Consider the following 15,145-nt stretch of genomic DNA (forward strand, 5'->3'; position numbering starts at 1 on the left):
GCGGTCGTACGGTGCTGCTGCTGCGGCGATCAGGCGGAGCCCTCGTCGGCGCCCTTCATCATCTCGGCGAGGTCGATGACCTGCTCGGCCGGCGGCGCGGTGACCTCGACGGGCTTGTTGACGTCCAGGAACTTGATGGTGATGTCCATCGGGCCGGACGTGCCGGCGCCACGGGTGCGGACCTGCTTCGCCTGGTCGTTCTCGTCGATCCAGAGGTCCATGGTCAGGGTCTTGATGCCCTGGGCCTCCAGTGCCGCGACGTTCTTCTCCTGGCGCTCCTTGGCCTCCGGGGTGGAGGCGGCGCTGCGGGACCGCAGCTCGTCGACCGAGACGGTGCCGCTCAGGTGCGTCGTCTTCTGACCGTCGATGGTCTCGTCGCCGACCTTCTTGAGGTCCTTGGCGGCGCTCAGGCTGTCGGCCGTGTCGGCCGGGTTCTGGCCCTGCTGGGAAGATCCGAGCGAGTCCAGCTGCTTGGCCTGATCCGGAGCGAGGGCCTTGAGGTCGAACTTCAGCCACTTGCCCTCGGCGCCCATGTACATGGCGCCGTCGAGGAGGCGGATCTGCACCTTCTCGCCCGGCTTCTCGGGCGAATCCATCGTCATCGACATGGCCACGGTGGGCTTGATCCGCATGGCGGCCTCGCCGGTGATCTTCTGACCCGCCGCCTCGCCCGCGATGGTGTACCGGAGGGAGGTGATCTCCTCGGACTTCTTCTTCGTCTTCTCCAGGTACGCGGCCGGCGCCACGTCCGCCGGCTTCTCCGCGGGCTTCTCCGCCGGCTTGGCCGGCGCGGGCGCCCCCGTGTCCTTCTTCGCGTCGTTCCCGTTCTCGCAGGCCGTGGCGCCTCCTGCGAGCAGGAGGGCGGCCAGGACGGCCACGACGGTCTTCTTGCGGTATGCGTTCATGCGTTCCCCACCCCGTGTCTTCGTGGCAGCGCGTGGTCTCCGGCGCTTGGGCCTGCGGCCCTGCCCGTACGACTGTACGACTTGGCACGGAAAGCCAACGCACAGGACTCGCACAGGGGAACGGAAAACGGGCCCCTCGCCGCCCGTGAAGGGGGCGAGGGGCCCGTTCAGCCACTCGGTGAGCCGTCAGGCTCAGCCCAGTCAGACTGCAGCCGGGTCTTCCTCGACGAGGAGGTTCCGGGTGCGGTTCGGGTCCAGCTGGATGCCGGGGCCCATGGTGGTGCTCAGGGCGGCCTTCTTCAGGTACCGGCCCTTGGCGGCGGACGGCTTCAGACGAAGGATCTCGTCCAGGGCCGCGCCGTAGTTCTCGACGAGCTGCTCATCGGAGAAGGAGACCTTGCCGATGATGAAGTGCAGGTTCGAGTGCTTGTCGACGCGGAACTCGATCTTGCCACCCTTGATCTCGGTGACAGCCTTCGCGACGTCCATCGTGACGGTGCCGGTCTTCGGGTTCGGCATGAGGCCACGGGGACCGAGCACGCGGCCGAGGCGGCCGACCTTGCCCATGAGGTCCGGGGTGGCCACAACGGCGTCGAACTCGTTCAGGCGGTTGCCCTTGGCGATCTCGTTGATCAGCTCGTCGTCGCCGACAATGTCGGCGCCGGCGGCTTCCGCGGCCGCTGCACGGTCACCGGTCGCGAAGACCAGGACCCGGGCGGTCTTGCCGGTGCCGTGCGGGAGGTTCACGGTGCCGCGGACCATCTGGTCGGCCTTGCGCGGGTCGACACCCAGGCGGAAGGCGATCTCGACGGTGCTGTCGAACTTGGTGGCGGAGGTCTCCTTGGCGAGACGGACGGCCTCGAGCGGGGCGTAGAGCTTGTCCCGGTCGACCTTGGCGTCCGCAGCGCGGAGAGTCTTGCTGCGCTTCACTTCTGCTCCTGTGTTGTGGCTTCAGGCATGGAGTCGTGGTGCGGACCAGCGCTTGGTCCTACCACTGATGGTGCGAGGGGGCGGCTGGATCAGCCTTCGACGGTGACGCCCATCGAACGCGCGGTGCCGGCGATGATCTTGACGGCCGCGTCGATGTCGTTGGCGTTCAGGTCGGGCATCTTCAGCTCGGCGATCTCCTTGACCTGGGCAGCCGTGAGCTTGGCGACCTTGGTCTTGTGGGGCTCGCCGGAGCCCTTCTCGATGCCCGCGTGCTTCAGGATGAGGCGCGCCGCCGGCGGAGTCTTGGTGATGAAGGTGAAGGTGCGGTCCTCGTAGACCGTGATCTCCACCGGCACGACCATGCCACGCTGCGACTCGGTCGCGGCGTTGTAGGCCTTGCAGAACTCCATGATGTTGACGCCGTGCTGACCGAGCGCGGGGCCGACCGGCGGAGCCGGGTTGGCCGCACCGGCCTTGATCTGGAGCTTGATAAGCCCCGTGACCTTCTTCTTCTTGGGAGGCATTGCTCTCTCCGGGTCCTAGTGAGAGTTTTCAGCCGCCGATCCGGTCATCCGGATGGAGGCATACCGCACCACGATAACGGGTATCAGTGCGGGGCTAAAAACCGAGCAGGTCAGACCGCCCTCGGGGGGTGGTCTGACCTGTCCGGAAGCTGTGGCTCAGAAGCCGTGATCCAGGGAGTGGATCAGTTCTTCTGGATCTGGTCGAAGCTGAGCTCGACCGGGGTCTCGCGGCCGAAGATCTCGACGAGGCCCTTGACCTTCTTCGAGTCGGGGTTGATCTCGTTGATGGTCGCCTGGAGCGTGGCGAACGGACCGTCGGTGACGGTGACCGAGTCGCCGACCTCGAAGTCCAGGACCTCGATGGTGCGCTTGACGGCGGGCGCGGGCAGGCCGGCCTCTTCCGCGGCGGCCTTGGCGGCCTTCTCCTGCGCCTCCGGGGCGAGCATCTTGACGATCTCGTCCAGGGTCAGCGGGTACGGGTCGTACGCGTTGCCCACGAAGCCGGTGACGCCGGGGGTGTTGCGGACGACGCCCCAGGACTCGTTCGTCAGATCCATGCGGACGAGAACGTAGCCGGGCAGCTTGTTCTGCCGGACGTTCTTGCGCTCGCCGTTCTTGATCTGGACGATCTCTTCCTCGGGCACCTCGGCCTGGTAGATGAACTCCTCGACGTTCAGCGAGACGGCGCGCTGCTCGAGGTTGGCCTTCACGCGCTTCTCGTAGCCGGCGTAGGTGTGGATCACATACCACTCGCCGGGGAGGAGGCGCAGTTCCTCGCGCAGGGCCTGGATCGGGTCGACCGGCTCGGCGGGCTCGGCCTCTTCGGCCTCCTCCGCGATCTCGGCGTCGTCGTCGGCGGCCTCTTCGAGCTCGGTGTCGGGCTCGACCTCGTCCGCCTCGGCCTCGTCCGCCTCGGCCTCGTCGTCGGAGACGTGCAGCGCGGCCTCCTCGGCGGCGTCACCCGCCTCGACGTCGGCGAGCTCGGCCTCGTCGGGGTCCACAGCGTCTGCCGCCTCGACGATGTCGAGCTCGTCCTCGACGGACTCGACGGAGTCGTGGCTCGCGTTCAGGTTCGGGTCAGACACGGTGGCTGCTTCTTCCTGGAAAAAAGGTGGTGGAACATGCGAAAAGGGGCGGCACCCATCAAGGCGCCGCCCTCCGCGGGGATCAGCCGAAGACGAACTTGATGGCTTCCTGGAACCCATAGTCAATCACGGTCACCAGACCGATCATGATGACCACGAAGACAATCACCACGGTGGTGTACGTCGTGAGCTGGTTGCGAGTGGGCCAGACAACCTTGCGGAGTTCCGCGACAATCTGGCGGTAGAAAAGCGCGAGACGGCCCAGAGGACCCTTCTTGCCGCGCTTGCCGCCCTTGCGGGCCTTCTTCTCGCGCGTCTCGTCCTCGGCGTCAGGCATGTCGATGGAGCCCAGGGCGTCCGTCACGTCTCTCACCTGAATCCGGGTCGTGGCCGTACCGCGCCCGGTTGCGCCGCACGGCGTTGCATCTAAGTACGTACCTGCGCACACACATCCGAGAAGGAGTGTGGAGCAGGGCCGGAGGGACTCGAACCCCCAACCGCTGGTTTTGGAGACCAGTGCTCTACCAATTGAGCTACGACCCTTTGCGTCCCCCAACCTACCGCATCCGGGCGAGTGCACGGAGTGCTCACGCTTTGCAGCGGCTGGCGAGGTCCAACGACAGGTGAGTGTACGTGAACTGGGCCGTGACGTCGAACAGCACCCGACCTGACATGCTCCAGTCCGTTCACTGAAACGGTGTGCGGCGCTTCTGCGCGGTCTGGGACGATTGCTCGTATGACCTCTGCAACGCCTTCCTCCGAGCGCCGGGTGTCCGCCCGTATCGGCGCCATTTCCGAGTCCGCCACCCTCGCCGTGGACGCCAAGGCCAAGGCCCTCAAGGCCGCCGGGCGTCCGGTGATCGGCTTCGGCGCGGGCGAGCCCGACTTCCCGACCCCGGACTACATCGTCGAGGCCGCGGTCGAGGCCTGCCGCAACCCCAAGTACCACCGCTACACGCCGGCCGGCGGTCTGCCGGAGCTGAAGGCCGCCATCGCCGCCAAGACGCTGCGCGACTCCGGCTACGAGGTCGAGGCGTCGCAGGTGCTGGTGACCAACGGCGGCAAGCAGGCGATCTACGAGGCCTTCGCGGCCGTCCTGGACCCGGGTGACGAGGTCATCGTCCCGGCCCCTTACTGGACCACCTACCCGGAGTCGATCCGTCTCGCCGGCGGTGTCCCGGTCGAGGTCGTCGCCGACGAGACCACCGGTTACCGGGTCTCCGTCGAGCAGCTGGAGGCCGCGCGCACCGAGCGCACGAAGGTCGTCCTCTTCGTCTCCCCGTCCAACCCGACCGGTTCGGTCTACAGCGAGGCCGACGCGAAGGCGATCGGCGAGTGGGCCGCCGAGCACGGCCTGTGGGTGCTGACGGACGAGATCTACGAGCACCTGGTCTACGGCGACGCGAAGTTCACCTCGCTGCCGGTCCTGGTCCCGGCCCTGCGCGACAAGTGCATCATCGTGAACGGCGTCGCCAAGACGTACGCGATGACCGGCTGGCGCGTGGGCTGGGTCATCGCCCCGCAGGACGTCATCAAGGCGGCGACCAACCTGCAGTCGCACGCCACCTCCAACGTCTCCAACGTGGCCCAGGTCGCCGCGCTGGCCGCCGTCTCGGGCAACCTGGACGCGGTCGCCGAGATGCGCAAGGCCTTCGACCGCCGCCGGCAGACGATGGTGAAGATGCTGAACGAGATCGACGGCGTCTTCTGCCCGACTCCCGAGGGCGCCTTCTACGCGTACCCGTCGGTCAAGGAGCTCATCGGCAAGGAGATCCGCGGCAAGCGCCCGCAGTCCTCCGTCGAGCTGGCGGCCCTGATCCTGGACGAGGTCGAGGTCGCGGTCGTCCCGGGCGAGGCCTTCGGCACCCCCGGCTACCTGCGCCTCTCGTACGCCCTGGGTGACGAGGACCTGGTCGAGGGCGTGTCCCGCATCCAGAAGCTCCTGGCCGAGGCCAAGGCCTGACGCGGCCCGCAGCACGACCTGAGCGGCGCCGACCCCCGACGGGGTCGGCGCCGCTCGCCGTTTCAGCCCCGCAGGCGGCCCGCTCACGCGTTCGCGCAAGCCCCCGATCGGTAAAACCCCCTCCCGCCGAGCGCAGTGGTACGGCAGGATCACCAGATGGAGCACGTACGCGATCTCACGCTTCTGCCGAAGGCCCACCTCCACCTGCACTTCACCGGGTCGATGCGACCATCGACCCTCATGGAGCTCGCCGACAAGTACGGCGTGCGCCTTCCCGACGCCCTGACCGCCGGGGAGCCGCCCAAGCTGCGCGCCACCGATGAGCGCGGCTGGTTCCGCTTCCAGCGGCTCTACGACGCCGCCCGCTCCTGCCTGCGCGAGCCCGACGACATCCGGCGCCTGGTCCGCGAGGCCGCGGAGGAGGACGTACGGGACGGCAGCGGCTGGCTGGAGATCCAGGTGGATCCCACCTCCTACGCCCCCCTTCTCGGCGGGATGATCCCGGCCGTCGAGATCATCCTCGACGCCGTCGACGCGGCCTCCCGCGAGACCGGTCTCGGCATGCGGGTGCTCATCGCCGCCAACCGCATGAAGCACCCCCTCGACGCCCGCACCCTGGCCCGGCTCGCCGTGCGCTACGCCGACCGCGGCGTCGTCGGTTTCGGCCTCTCCAACGACGAGCGGCGCGGCATGGCCCGCGACTTCGACCGGGCCTTCGCCATCGCCCGCGACGGCGGCCTCCTCGCGGCCCCGCACGGCGGCGAGCTGACCGGCCCGTCCTCGGTCCGCGACTGCCTCGACGACCTGCACGCCGCCCGCATCGGGCACGGCGTACGGGCCGCGGAGGATCCCCGGCTGCTGAAGCGGCTGGCCGACCGGCAGATCACCTGCGAGGTCTGCCCGGCGTCCAACGTCGCCCTGGGCGTGTACGAGCGGCCCGAGGACGTCCCGCTGCGCACACTGTTCGAGGCCGGGGTGCCGATGGCGCTGGGCGCGGACGACCCGCTGCTCTTCGGGTCCCGGCTCGCGGCGCAGTACGAGATCGCCCGCCGCCACCACGGCTTCACGGACGCGGAGCTCGCCGAGCTGGCCCGCCAGTCGGTGCGCGGGAGCGCCGCGCCGGACGACGTACAGGCCAAGCTGCTGGCCGGGATCGACCACTGGCTCACCGGGTGAGCCGCAGGTCCCCCTCGTAGCAGTCGGCGCGCACCCGGCGGCCGTCCGGGAAGCCGATCTCCAGGTGGGTGCGGCCCTGCTCGGGCAGCGCGAACTCGGCGACCGAGGAGACGGTCTCGCCCAGGTGCCGCAGGAAGGGGTGGTCGCCGAGGTCCTCGCCGACCTCGATGCGGCCCCACTCCCCCATGTCGTACGGCGCGTGGGGCGAGGCGGACTCGACGATGAGGCACTGGTCGGACCCGGTGGTGATCCGGATGGAGTCGCCGACGCTGTCGATCAGCCAGACGTCGAGGGGGGACTCGGAGCGTTCGCCGTCACTGACGTGCCAGGACGCGACGACCCTGCTGAGCGTGCGACCCACGAGCCGAGTGGGGTCCGTACCGGCCCCGTGACGGGGACAGAGCATGGGCGGCCGGGGCTCCTCAGATGCTGACGCCGACCGTCACCGGCTCGTTGACGAGGGTGACGCCGAAAGCCGCGTGGACGCCCGCGACGACCTCGCGGGCCAGGGTCAGGAGGTCCTCGGTGGTGGCCTCGCCCCGGTTGGTGAGGGCGAGGGTGTGCTTGGTGGAGATGCGTGCCGGGCCGGTGCCGTAGCCCTTGGTGAAGCCGGCCCTGTCGATCAGCCAGGCCGCGCTGGTCTTCGTACGGCCCTCTCCGGCGGGGTACGCGGGCGGGGCGGTGTCGGGGCCGAGGCGGTCCTGGACGCGGGCGAGGAAGGCGGCGTAGGCCTCGTCGGTCAGGATCGGGTTGTGGAAGAAGGAGCCGGCCGACCACGTGTCGTGGTCGGCGGGGTCGAGGACCATGCCCTTGCCGGCGCGCAGCCGCAGCACGGTCTCGCGGGCGGCGGCGGCGGGGACCCGGTCGCCGGCCTCGACGCCGAGGGCGCGGGCGGTCTCGGGGTACTTGATCGGCGCCGAGAGGCCGCCGGCGTCCTCCAGTGCGAAGCGCACGCGCAGGACGACGTAGCGGTCGGGCTGGTCCTTGAAGGTGCTGTGGCGGTACCGGAAGGCGCACTCGGCGGCGGTCAGGGTGACCGTTTCGCCGGTGGTGCGGTCGTAGGCGACGACCTCGGTGATGGTGTCGCGGACTTCCTGGCCGTACGCCCCGACGTTCTGGATCGGGGTGGCGCCGGCCGAGCCGGGGATGCCGGCGAGGCACTCGATGCCGGCGAGGCCGGCTTCGACGGTGCGGGCGACGGCGTCGCTCCAGTTCTCGCCGGCGGCGAGCTCCAGCCGCGTCCCGTCCAGGTGGAAGCCGGTGGTCGCGATGCGCAGGGCGGTGCCGTCGAAGCCCCGGTCGCCGATGACCAGGTTGCTGCCGCCGCCGATGACCAGGAGCGGGGTGCCGCTCTCGTCCGCGGCCCGGACGGCGGCGACCACCTCGGCGTCGGTGGTCGCGGTGACCAGGCGGGCGGCGGGACCACCGAGACGGAAGGTGGTCAGCGGGGCGAGGGGGGCGTCGTGGAGTTCCTGCACGTGGACAAGAGTACGGTCCGTGCCCCTCGCATCCCTGCGGGGCCACGGACCGTCCTCGTTCGTCCCCCGTGCCGGCGGGGTCAGCGGCCCGCCTCCTGCTCGGCGAGGCGGCGCTCGGCCTCGGCCCAGCCGAGGGGCAGCTCGGTGGCGGGCACGGTCCAGTAGGTGAAGACGGATTCCCGCATGTACGCGGAGGCGGCGCGGGAGCTGGAGCGGTGGGGCTCGCTGCGGGCGAAGCGGTACAGCGCGTCCCGGTCCTCCCACGCGGAGAGCGTGAGGAAGGTGCGGTGCAGGACGCGGGCCCGCAGGGCGACGCCGTGGGCCCCGGGGGCCCTGCGCATCTGTCGGATGATGCCGGGCGCCTTGAGGAAGAACCTGACGGCGCCGGTGAGGGTGGCGGTCTCGAAGCGGGAGGCCATGACGTAGACCTCGGCGCCGGGCGCCGCCGGAGTGGGTGTGGACCAGGGGATGTCGGGCATGACGTGCTCTCCTTCCGTGGTGCGGTGACGGGGCTTCTCGTCGAGCAGGCCGGATCAGGGAGCGGCGGTCATCCGACGGCCGGGACCTTGTCCGTGGCCCCGGGCTCGACGGTGGCGGGTACCGGGGTGGGTACCGGGGTGGGCGCGCTCCTGGCCTTGCGGGGCACCAGGAGGGCCAGCGCGGCGGCGAGGGCGACAGCGCCGGCGCCGATCCAGAGGGCGGGGACGGTGCCGTCGGTGAAGGCCTGCGGGGATTCGTAGCCGCCCTGGGCGGAGAAGACCGAGGCCAGGACGGCGACGCCGAGGGCGCCGCCGACCTCGCGCAGGGCGTTGTTCGTGCCGGAGGCCTTGCCTTGGTCGGCGGGGCTCACGGTGGACATCAGGACGTTGGCCGCCGGGGCGAAGTAGAGGGCCATGCCGATCCCGCTGAGGATCAGCGGCGGCAGCTGCGCGGCGTACGAGACGTCCGTGCTCAGGATCGCGGCGAACCAGCCGAGGCCCAGTGCCTGGAACGCCAGGCCGGCGGCGACCACGGGGCGGCCGCCGATGCGGTCGGAGAGGATCCCGGCCAGCGGGGCCACGATCATCGGCATGCCGGTCCAGGGGAGCATGCGCAGGCCTGCTTCGGTGGGCGAGTAGCCGGCGACGCCCTGGAGGAACTGGCTGAGCAGGAAGATCGAGCCGAACATGCCGAGGAACATCAGCAGGCTGGCCAGGTTGATCCCCAGGAAGCCGCGGTCACGGAAGAGCCGCATGGGGAGCATGGGGTTGGCGTGGGTGAAGCCGTGGTGGACGAAGCCCGCGACGAGGGCGGTGCCGGCGATCAGGCCGGTGAGGACGGGGGCGCTGGTCCAGCCCTCGGAGTTGGCGTTGACCAGGGCGTAGACGATGCCGAAGAGGCCGCCGCTGATGAGCAGGGTGCCGGGGAGGTCGAGGCGGGCGCCCGGGGCGGTGGACTCGGCGAGGCGCAGGCGGGCGAGCGGGATCAGGGCCAGGCCTATGGGCACGTTGAGCCAGAAGATCCACTGCCAGGAGATGTGCTCGGTGAGGCTGCCGCCGATGAGGGGGCCGCTGGCGACGGCGAGGCCGGTGACGGCGCCGTAGATGCCGAGGGCCGTGCCGCGGCGGGCGGCCGGGACGGCGGCGGTGAGCAGGGTGAGGGTGAGCGGCATCATGACGGCGGCTCCCACGCCCTGCACGGCGCGGGCGGCGATGAGCGCGTCGATCCCGGGCGAGAGGGCGGCTGCGGCGGAGGCGCCGGTGAAGACGGCGAGGCCGGCGATGAACAGCCGGCGGCGGCCGAAGCGGTCGCCGAGGGCGGCGCCGAACATGAGGAGGACGGCGAAGGTGAGCGTGTAGGCGTTCACCGTCCATTCCAGGTCCTCCAGCCCGCCGCCGAGGTCCGCGCGGATGGCGGGGAGGGCGGTGGTCACGACCAGGTTGTCGAGTGCGGCCATGAAGCTGGCCACGCCGGTGAGGACGAGGGCCCAGACGGCGGGCCCGCGGAGCTTGGTGTCGATGCCTTGCGCTTGCACGATGTCCCCCTACGGTTTGTTAGTTATTGCTGACTAACTTTCGCGTCCACGAAAAGCGCGCCCGAGCCGATCGCGCGCGCCGCGCCCTCACATCTCAAGGCGTCCGGTGGTGCGGGCCTCCGGGTAGAACCCTTCCCAGACCCGATGGTCGAACGGGAAGCCCATGGCGGCCAGGACGTTGATCAGCATCCCGTAGGCCATGAAGGTCGTGGTCTCCCGCGGGTCGCCGCCCAGCGGCAGGTGGGCGGTGTCCCAGAGCTCCATCCAGCCGGCCCGGACGACCTTGCCGAACTCGCGGTCGCCGGCCGCCTCGGCCGCAGCCACCGCCACGTACATCTGGAGCTGCATCTGGAGCTTGTCGGGGTCTTCGGTGATCAGCCGGGTGTACGCGTTGGCGATGGCCTGCTGGGCCTCCTCGCCGTGAAGCCCTTCCACGGCGCCGGCGAAGAGCTCGCGCGTGTCCCTCAGGCAGCGCTCGGAGGCGGCCAGGAAGATCGCCTGCTTGTTGGGGAAGAGCCGGAAGAGGTACGGCTGCGAGACGCCCACCCGCTTGGCGATGGACTCGGTGGAGGTCCCGTGGTAGCCGCCGCGGGCGAATTCGTGCATCGCCGCGCGAATGACGCTCTCGCGCCTCTCTTCTGCGCTCATCCTTGCCATACGACGAAGTTAGTGCTCAATCACTAACTTCGTCAAGCGTTCGCTGCGGCCGCCCCGGACGGAGGGCGGGAGTGCCGAGGGGGCGGATGTTCCCCGCCCCCTCTCCGTAGGTGCACCCAGGTGGGGCACCCGGGTAGGGCACCCAGGTGGGGCACTCAGGCGAGTGCGACCACCGCGCGGGACATGCCGAGGACCTTCTGACCGGCGCTCATGGCCGTCAGGTCGACCCGTACGCGGTGGTCGTCCAGCTTCGCCGCGACCTTGGCGGTGACCTCGATCAGGCCGCCCAGGTCGTCGTTGGGGACCACGACGGGCTTCGTGAAGCGCACGCCGTACTCCACCACCGCGCCCGGGTCTCCCACCCAGTCGGTGACCACGCGGATCGCCTCGGCCATGGTGAACATGCCGTGCGCGATCACGTCCGGCAGCCCGACCTCCTTGGCGAACTTCTCGTTCCAGTGGATCGGGTTGAAGTCGCCCGAGGCGCCGGCGTACTGCACGAGCGTGGCGCGCGTCACGGGGAAGGACGCGGCGGGCAGCTCGGTGCCGACCTCGACGTCGGCGTACTTGATCTGCGCTGCCATGTCAGGCCTCCTCGGGGGCGCGGGAGACGAGCTTCGTCCACGCCGTCACCACGTGCTCGCCGGTCTCGTCGTGGACCTCGCCGCGGATGTCGATGATGTCGTTGCCCGCGAGCGACTTCACGGCCTCGATGGTGGAGGTCACCGACAGGCGGTCACCGGCACGCACCGGTCGGGAGTACGCGAACTTCTGGTCGCCGTGCACGACGCGGCTGTAGTCCAGCCCCAGCTGCGGGTCCGCGACGACCTGGCCGGCCGCCTTGAATGTGATGGCGAACACGAAAGTCGGCGGCGCGATCACATCGGAGTGGCCGTAGGCCTTGGCCGCTTCGGGGTCGGTGTAGACGGGATTGGCGTCACCCACCGCGACCGCGAATTCGCGGATCTTCTCCCGGCCGACCTCGTACGGATCGGTGGGCGGGTAGCTCCGCCCCACGAAGGACTGGTCGAGAGCCATGACTCACTACCTCCTGTTGAAGGGACACGAAACACACAGGGACAAAGACAGGAACGGGCACGGAAACGACACAAGGCCGCCCCCAATGAAGGGGACGACCTCATGACGGTGCCTGTTATTCGAGACTTCGCTGGGGTCAGCGGGTCTCGCGGTGCGCGGTGTGCGAGTTGCAGCGCGGGCAGTGCTTCTTCATCTCCATGCGGTCCGGGTTGTTACGCCGGTTCTTCTTGGTGATGTAGTTCCGCTCCTTGCACTCCACGCAGGCCAGCGTGATCTTCGGGCGGACGTCGGTGGCAGCCACGTGAGTGCTCCTTGACGGACTATGGGACGGATGAACGCATAAAAGAGTAGCCGATCGGGAGACCGACCCCGCAATCGGCTACTGTGGGTAGCGGCGACCGGACTTGAACCGGTGACACAGCGATTATGAGCCGCTTGCTCTACCGACTGAGCTACGCCGCTTTGATGTGATCGGCTCCCCACCCGAGGGTGGGGGGCCTCTCTCACCAGAGCCCCAATGCGGAATCGAACCGCAGACCTTCTCCTTACCATGGAGACGCTCTACCGACTGAGCTATTGGGGCGAGCGATGAAGACATTACACGGTTGCCCGCCGATCGCCCAAATCCTTTGCGGGAACAGGGCTCCGAGGGGGTTCGGCAGCCTCTCTTGATCAACCCGCAGGCCACTCCCGCCCCGTTTCTCCCGCAGTTTGTGTGCGGGCTCACACACGGCGTGCGCCCCGCGGCTCCCGCGGTCGCCCTGGCTCGGAGGCACCACACCGGTACGACTATTGCGCTCTTCCGCGAAGCGGAGTGTGCCGCGCCCTAGGCTCTGAGCACGCTGCGTGATCTTGGGCCGCGGGCCGCGGCCACGGCCCCAGGAACCGCCCGAGCCACCGCAGGAGCGCGATGTCCGACAGCCAGCCGCAGCAGCCGTCCCACTCCCCCCGCAGCGGCAACGGCAGCGCGGCCGCCGCCGAGGCCGCCACCCTGCTCCTCGCCGGGGCCCGCCTCACGGACGGCCGTACCGTCGACGTCCGCCTCGGCGGCGGCCGGATCCAGGCCGTCGGGACCACGGGCAGCCTCTCCTCCCACATGCTCTCCCGGGTGGACCTCACCGGCTACCTGCTGCTCCCCGCCCCCGCCGAGCCGCACGCCCACGGGGACACCGCGCTGACCGCCGACGGTGACGGGCCCGTCTCGTACGCCCCCGACGAGGTGCAGCGCCGCGCCACCGAGGCGGCCCTGCTCCAGCTCGGCCACGGCGCGACCGCCATGCGCTCGCACGTGCGCATCGGCGACGTGCACGGCCTCGGCCCCCTGGAAGCCGTGCTCCAGGCCCGGCGCTCCCTGCGCGGCCTCGCCGACCTGACCGCGGTGGCCGTACCCCGGCTGCTGACCGGCGCGGCCGGGGCCGACGGGCTCGCCATGCTGCGGGACGCCGTCAAGATGGGCGCCTCGGTCATCGGCGGCTGCCCCGACCTGGACCCGGACCCGACGGGCTTCCTCGAAGCCGTGCTGGAGCTCGCCGACGAGCACGGCTGCCCCGTGGACCTGCACACGGACGGTGACGACCCGGCCCGTCTCTCCCGGCTCGCGGCGATGGCGGGCGGCCTGCGCCCCGGAGTGACCATCGGCCCCTGCGGCGGGCTCTCCCGGCTCCCGCTGGACGCGGCGGCCCGCTCCGCCGACCAGCTCGCGGCGGCCGGCGTACGGGTGACCTGCCTGCCCCAGGGCGACTGCGCGGCCCTGGAACGCCGCGGCCTGCGCACCGCCCCCGTACGGCTCCTGCGGGCCGCCGGCGTACGGGTCGCGGCCGGCAGCGGGGCCCTGCGGGACGCCGGTAACCCGGTCGGCCGCGGCGACCCCCTGGAGGCCGCGTACCTGCTGGCCTCCCAGGGCGGGCTGCGTCCCGGCGAGGCCTACGAGTCCGTCAGCGCCTGCGCCCGCGAGGCCATGGGCCTGCCGGAGGTACGGGTGGAGGCGGGCTTCCCGGCGGAGCTGCTCGCCGTACGCGGCGACCGCATCGCGGGCGTGCTCTCCCTCGCGTACAGCCGGATCGTGATCCACCGCGGGCGGGTGGTGGCGCGGACGAGTGCGGTGCGCGAGTACTGCGACTCCGCCGTCGCGGCGGCCCTGGACCTCCCCCGGCAGGGGCGCACCGCGCCCGGCCACTGAGGGGGTGTCTTCCCGGGCGGGGGCGCCCGGCTCGTCGTACCGTCGGGGCATGCGCATCGTCATCGCGGGTGGACACGGTCGGATCGCGCTGCGGCTGGAGCGCCTGCTCGCCGCGCGCGGGTACGAGGTCGCGGGCATCATCCGCGACCTCGAACAGGGCGACGACCTCAGGGAGGCGGGCGCCGAACCGGTGCTCTGCGATCTGGAGTCGGCCACGGTGGAGCACGTGGCGGGGATCCTGCAGGGCGCGGACGTTGCGGTGTTCGCGGCGGGCGCCGGCCCCGGCAGCGGTGCCGGGCGCAAGGAGACCGTGGACCGGGGCGCGGCGGTGCTGTTCGCCGACGCGGCCGAACGGGCCCGCGTACGCCGCTTCCTGATGGTCTCTTCGATGGGCGCGGACGCCCATCACGAGGGCGACGACGTCTTCGACGTCTACCTGCGGGCGAAGGGCGAGGCCGACGACCACGTACGGACCCGGCTGGGCCTGGAGTGGACGGTCCTGCGCCCGGGCTCACTGCTCGACGACGCCGGGAAGGGCCAGGTCCGCCTGGAGGCGCGGACGGGCCGGGGGGCGGTGCCGCGCGACGACGTGGCGGCGGTGCTGGCCGAGCTGGTGGAGACGCCCGCGACGGCGGGCCTGACCCTGGAGCTGGTCTCCGGCTCGACCCCGGTCCAGGTGGCCGTCAAGGACGTGGCGGGCAACTGACGGCCCGGCGGGGAGGCCGGCTCGCGGCCGGCCTCCCCGCCCGCGGCTCAGAACTGCGCTTCCAGCTTGTCGTCGGAGCGTCCGACCGAGTCCTGCTGGTAGCGGCTCTCGTACGCGTCGCGGATCCGCTCGATGCGCACGCTGCGGTCCTCGGCCTCCTTCTCCGGGTACAGCAGGACCACTTCGTAGGAGGTCTCGCGGACGATCTTGCCGTCCCCGCCGCGCCACTGGCCGTACCCGTCGTGGAGCGTCAGCCCCTCGGGGAAGGCGGGGGTGATCTCCCGGTCCAGGAACCGCATGAACTCCCGTTCCGCGACCGGGCCCCCGCCGTCGGCCCGTTCGGTGCCGAAGTACAGCCGGGTCTCCCGGTAGGGCTCCCCCGCGTCCGTGTGCAGGGCGGCTCCCATCAGAGCCGGAATCCCCGCGCCGAGCAGGGCCATGAGGACCCCGCCGCCGACCTTCCCCCGCGTGTCAGATGTCCATTTCACCC

18 protein-coding genes and 3 tRNA genes are annotated in these 15,145 nt (G+C 70.7%); 4 read left to right on the forward strand and 17 right to left on the reverse strand.

Annotated features, from left to right (window positions below):
• Window positions 1–29 precede the first annotated feature (29 nt).
• From OHA91_RS15920 to OHA91_RS15945, 6 genes are all read right to left on the reverse strand, one after another.
• Window positions 30–905 (reverse strand): LppX_LprAFG lipoprotein, encoded by an 876-nt coding sequence (locus tag OHA91_RS15920; RefSeq protein WP_031152693.1) that lies wholly within the window; start codon window positions 903–905, stop codon window positions 30–32.
• Window positions 906–1,106: 201 nt separating this feature from the next.
• Window positions 1,107–1,835, reverse strand: coding sequence for a 50S ribosomal protein L1 (rplA, locus tag OHA91_RS15925; RefSeq protein ID WP_031152690.1), 729 nt, complete (start codon window positions 1,833–1,835; stop codon window positions 1,107–1,109).
• 89 nt (window positions 1,836–1,924) lie between these two features.
• Window positions 1,925–2,359 carry a 50S ribosomal protein L11 gene (gene rplK, locus OHA91_RS15930; RefSeq protein WP_030026644.1) on the reverse strand — a complete coding sequence of 145 codons (435 nt, stop codon included), beginning with the start codon at window positions 2,357–2,359 and terminating at the stop codon, window positions 1,925–1,927.
• Between the two features lie 182 nt (window positions 2,360–2,541).
• Window positions 2,542–3,444, reverse strand: a complete 903-nt coding sequence (gene nusG, locus OHA91_RS15935) for a transcription termination/antitermination protein NusG (RefSeq protein WP_031152688.1) — start codon at window positions 3,442–3,444, stop codon at window positions 2,542–2,544.
• Between the two features lie 82 nt (window positions 3,445–3,526).
• A complete protein-coding gene (gene secE / locus OHA91_RS15940) occupies window positions 3,527–3,808 on the reverse strand; it encodes a preprotein translocase subunit SecE (RefSeq protein WP_030825982.1) in 282 nt (93 codons plus the stop codon).
• Window positions 3,809–3,914: 106 nt separating this feature from the next.
• Window positions 3,915–3,987, reverse strand: a tRNA-Trp gene (locus OHA91_RS15945).
• Between the two features lie 193 nt (window positions 3,988–4,180).
• Here OHA91_RS15945 and OHA91_RS15950 point away from each other — a divergent pair.
• Both OHA91_RS15950 and OHA91_RS15955 read left to right on the forward strand, forming a co-directional pair.
• Window positions 4,181–5,407 carry a pyridoxal phosphate-dependent aminotransferase gene (locus OHA91_RS15950; protein WP_031152684.1) on the forward strand — a complete coding sequence of 409 codons (1,227 nt, stop codon included), beginning with the start codon at window positions 4,181–4,183 and terminating at the stop codon, window positions 5,405–5,407.
• A 156-nt stretch (window positions 5,408–5,563) separates the two neighbouring features.
• Window positions 5,564–6,583: an adenosine deaminase gene (locus tag OHA91_RS15955; RefSeq protein ID WP_031152682.1), complete on the forward strand. Its 1,020-nt coding sequence runs from the start codon at window positions 5,564–5,566 to the stop codon at window positions 6,581–6,583.
• Here the strand turns inward: OHA91_RS15955 and OHA91_RS15960 are convergent.
• The 10 genes from OHA91_RS15960 to OHA91_RS16005 all read right to left on the reverse strand — a co-directional run bounded on the left by OHA91_RS15960 (window position 6,573) and on the right by OHA91_RS16005 (window position 12,353).
• Window positions 6,573–6,944, reverse strand: a complete 372-nt coding sequence (locus tag OHA91_RS15960; RefSeq protein ID WP_245240146.1) for a hypothetical protein — start codon at window positions 6,942–6,944, stop codon at window positions 6,573–6,575. The two genes, OHA91_RS15955 and OHA91_RS15960, sit on opposite strands and share 11 nt — an antisense overlap.
• A gap of 61 nt (window positions 6,945–7,005) precedes the next feature.
• A complete protein-coding gene (locus tag OHA91_RS15965) occupies window positions 7,006–8,145 on the reverse strand; it encodes a UDP-N-acetylmuramate dehydrogenase (protein ID WP_276328750.1) in 1,140 nt (379 codons plus the stop codon).
• A complete protein-coding gene (locus OHA91_RS15970) occupies window positions 8,142–8,540 on the reverse strand; it encodes a DUF3291 domain-containing protein (RefSeq protein WP_328739521.1) in 399 nt (132 codons plus the stop codon). Before OHA91_RS15970 ends, OHA91_RS15965 begins: the two co-directional genes overlap by 4 nt.
• Before the next feature lie 68 nt (window positions 8,541–8,608).
• A complete protein-coding gene (locus OHA91_RS15975; RefSeq protein ID WP_328739522.1) occupies window positions 8,609–10,075 on the reverse strand; it encodes a DHA2 family efflux MFS transporter permease subunit in 1,467 nt (488 codons plus the stop codon).
• 87 nt (window positions 10,076–10,162) lie between these two features.
• The gene (locus OHA91_RS15980) at window positions 10,163–10,732 is read right to left on the reverse strand and encodes a TetR/AcrR family transcriptional regulator (protein ID WP_031152671.1); all 570 of its coding nucleotides are present in this window, start codon (window positions 10,730–10,732) and stop codon (window positions 10,163–10,165) included.
• Between the two features lie 155 nt (window positions 10,733–10,887).
• Complete coding sequence (locus OHA91_RS15985) at window positions 10,888–11,316, reverse strand: MaoC family dehydratase (RefSeq protein WP_031152668.1); 429 nt, start codon at window positions 11,314–11,316, stop codon at window positions 10,888–10,890.
• 1 nt (window position 11,317) lies between these two features.
• On the reverse strand, window positions 11,318–11,770 hold the full coding sequence (locus OHA91_RS15990) for a MaoC family dehydratase N-terminal domain-containing protein (RefSeq protein WP_030958986.1): 453 nt from the start codon (window positions 11,768–11,770) through the stop codon (window positions 11,318–11,320).
• 136 nt (window positions 11,771–11,906) lie between these two features.
• The gene (rpmG, locus tag OHA91_RS15995) at window positions 11,907–12,071 is read right to left on the reverse strand and encodes a 50S ribosomal protein L33 (protein ID WP_007265873.1); all 165 of its coding nucleotides are present in this window, start codon (window positions 12,069–12,071) and stop codon (window positions 11,907–11,909) included.
• An 88-nt stretch (window positions 12,072–12,159) separates the two neighbouring features.
• A tRNA-Met gene (locus tag OHA91_RS16000) sits at window positions 12,160–12,232 on the reverse strand.
• A gap of 48 nt (window positions 12,233–12,280) precedes the next feature.
• Window positions 12,281–12,353, reverse strand: a tRNA-Thr gene (locus OHA91_RS16005).
• Window positions 12,354–12,680: 327 nt separating this feature from the next.
• Between OHA91_RS16005 and OHA91_RS16010 the strand changes: the two genes are divergently transcribed.
• A complete protein-coding gene (locus OHA91_RS16010; protein WP_266498499.1) occupies window positions 12,681–13,949 on the forward strand; it encodes an amidohydrolase family protein in 1,269 nt (422 codons plus the stop codon).
• Between the two features lie 49 nt (window positions 13,950–13,998).
• The gene (locus OHA91_RS16015; RefSeq protein ID WP_266498501.1) at window positions 13,999–14,655 is read left to right on the forward strand and encodes an SDR family oxidoreductase; all 657 of its coding nucleotides are present in this window, start codon (window positions 13,999–14,001) and stop codon (window positions 14,653–14,655) included.
• Window positions 14,656–14,702: 47 nt separating this feature from the next.
• On the opposite strand, the gene OHA91_RS16020 is transcribed toward OHA91_RS16015, so the two are convergent.
• Window positions 14,703–15,143: a DUF3574 domain-containing protein gene (locus OHA91_RS16020; protein ID WP_031152660.1), complete on the reverse strand. Its 441-nt coding sequence runs from the start codon at window positions 15,141–15,143 to the stop codon at window positions 14,703–14,705.
• Between the last annotated feature and the right edge of the window lie 2 nt (window positions 15,144–15,145).

Origin of the sequence: Streptomyces erythrochromogenes, from assembly GCF_036170895.1 — a bacterium.
GTDB lineage: Bacteria > Actinomycetota > Actinomycetes > Streptomycetales > Streptomycetaceae > Streptomyces > Streptomyces erythrochromogenes.

Coding starts and splice junctions, on each gene's coding strand:
- OHA91_RS15970 (WP_328739521.1), bottom strand. CDS start 8,540: ATGCCCGACATCCCCTGGTCCACACCCACTCCGGCGGCGCCCGGCGCC.
- OHA91_RS15955 (WP_031152682.1), top strand. CDS start 5,564: ATGGAGCACGTACGCGATCTCACGCTTCTGCCGAAGGCCCACCTCCAC.
- OHA91_RS15920 (WP_031152693.1), bottom strand. CDS start 905: ATGAACGCATACCGCAAGAAGACCGTCGTGGCCGTCCTGGCCGCCCTC.
- OHA91_RS15990 (WP_030958986.1), bottom strand. CDS start 11,770: ATGGCTCTCGACCAGTCCTTCGTGGGGCGGAGCTACCCGCCCACCGAT.
- rplK (WP_030026644.1), bottom strand. CDS start 2,359: ATGCCTCCCAAGAAGAAGAAGGTCACGGGGCTTATCAAGCTCCAGATC.
- OHA91_RS15980 (WP_031152671.1), bottom strand. CDS start 10,732: ATGGCAAGGATGAGCGCAGAAGAGAGGCGCGAGAGCGTCATTCGCGCG.
- OHA91_RS15985 (WP_031152668.1), bottom strand. CDS start 11,316: ATGGCAGCGCAGATCAAGTACGCCGACGTCGAGGTCGGCACCGAGCTG.
- OHA91_RS16015 (WP_266498501.1), top strand. CDS start 13,999: ATGCGCATCGTCATCGCGGGTGGACACGGTCGGATCGCGCTGCGGCTG.
- OHA91_RS16010 (WP_266498499.1), top strand. CDS start 12,681: ATGTCCGACAGCCAGCCGCAGCAGCCGTCCCACTCCCCCCGCAGCGGC.
- OHA91_RS15950 (WP_031152684.1), top strand. CDS start 4,181: ATGACCTCTGCAACGCCTTCCTCCGAGCGCCGGGTGTCCGCCCGTATC.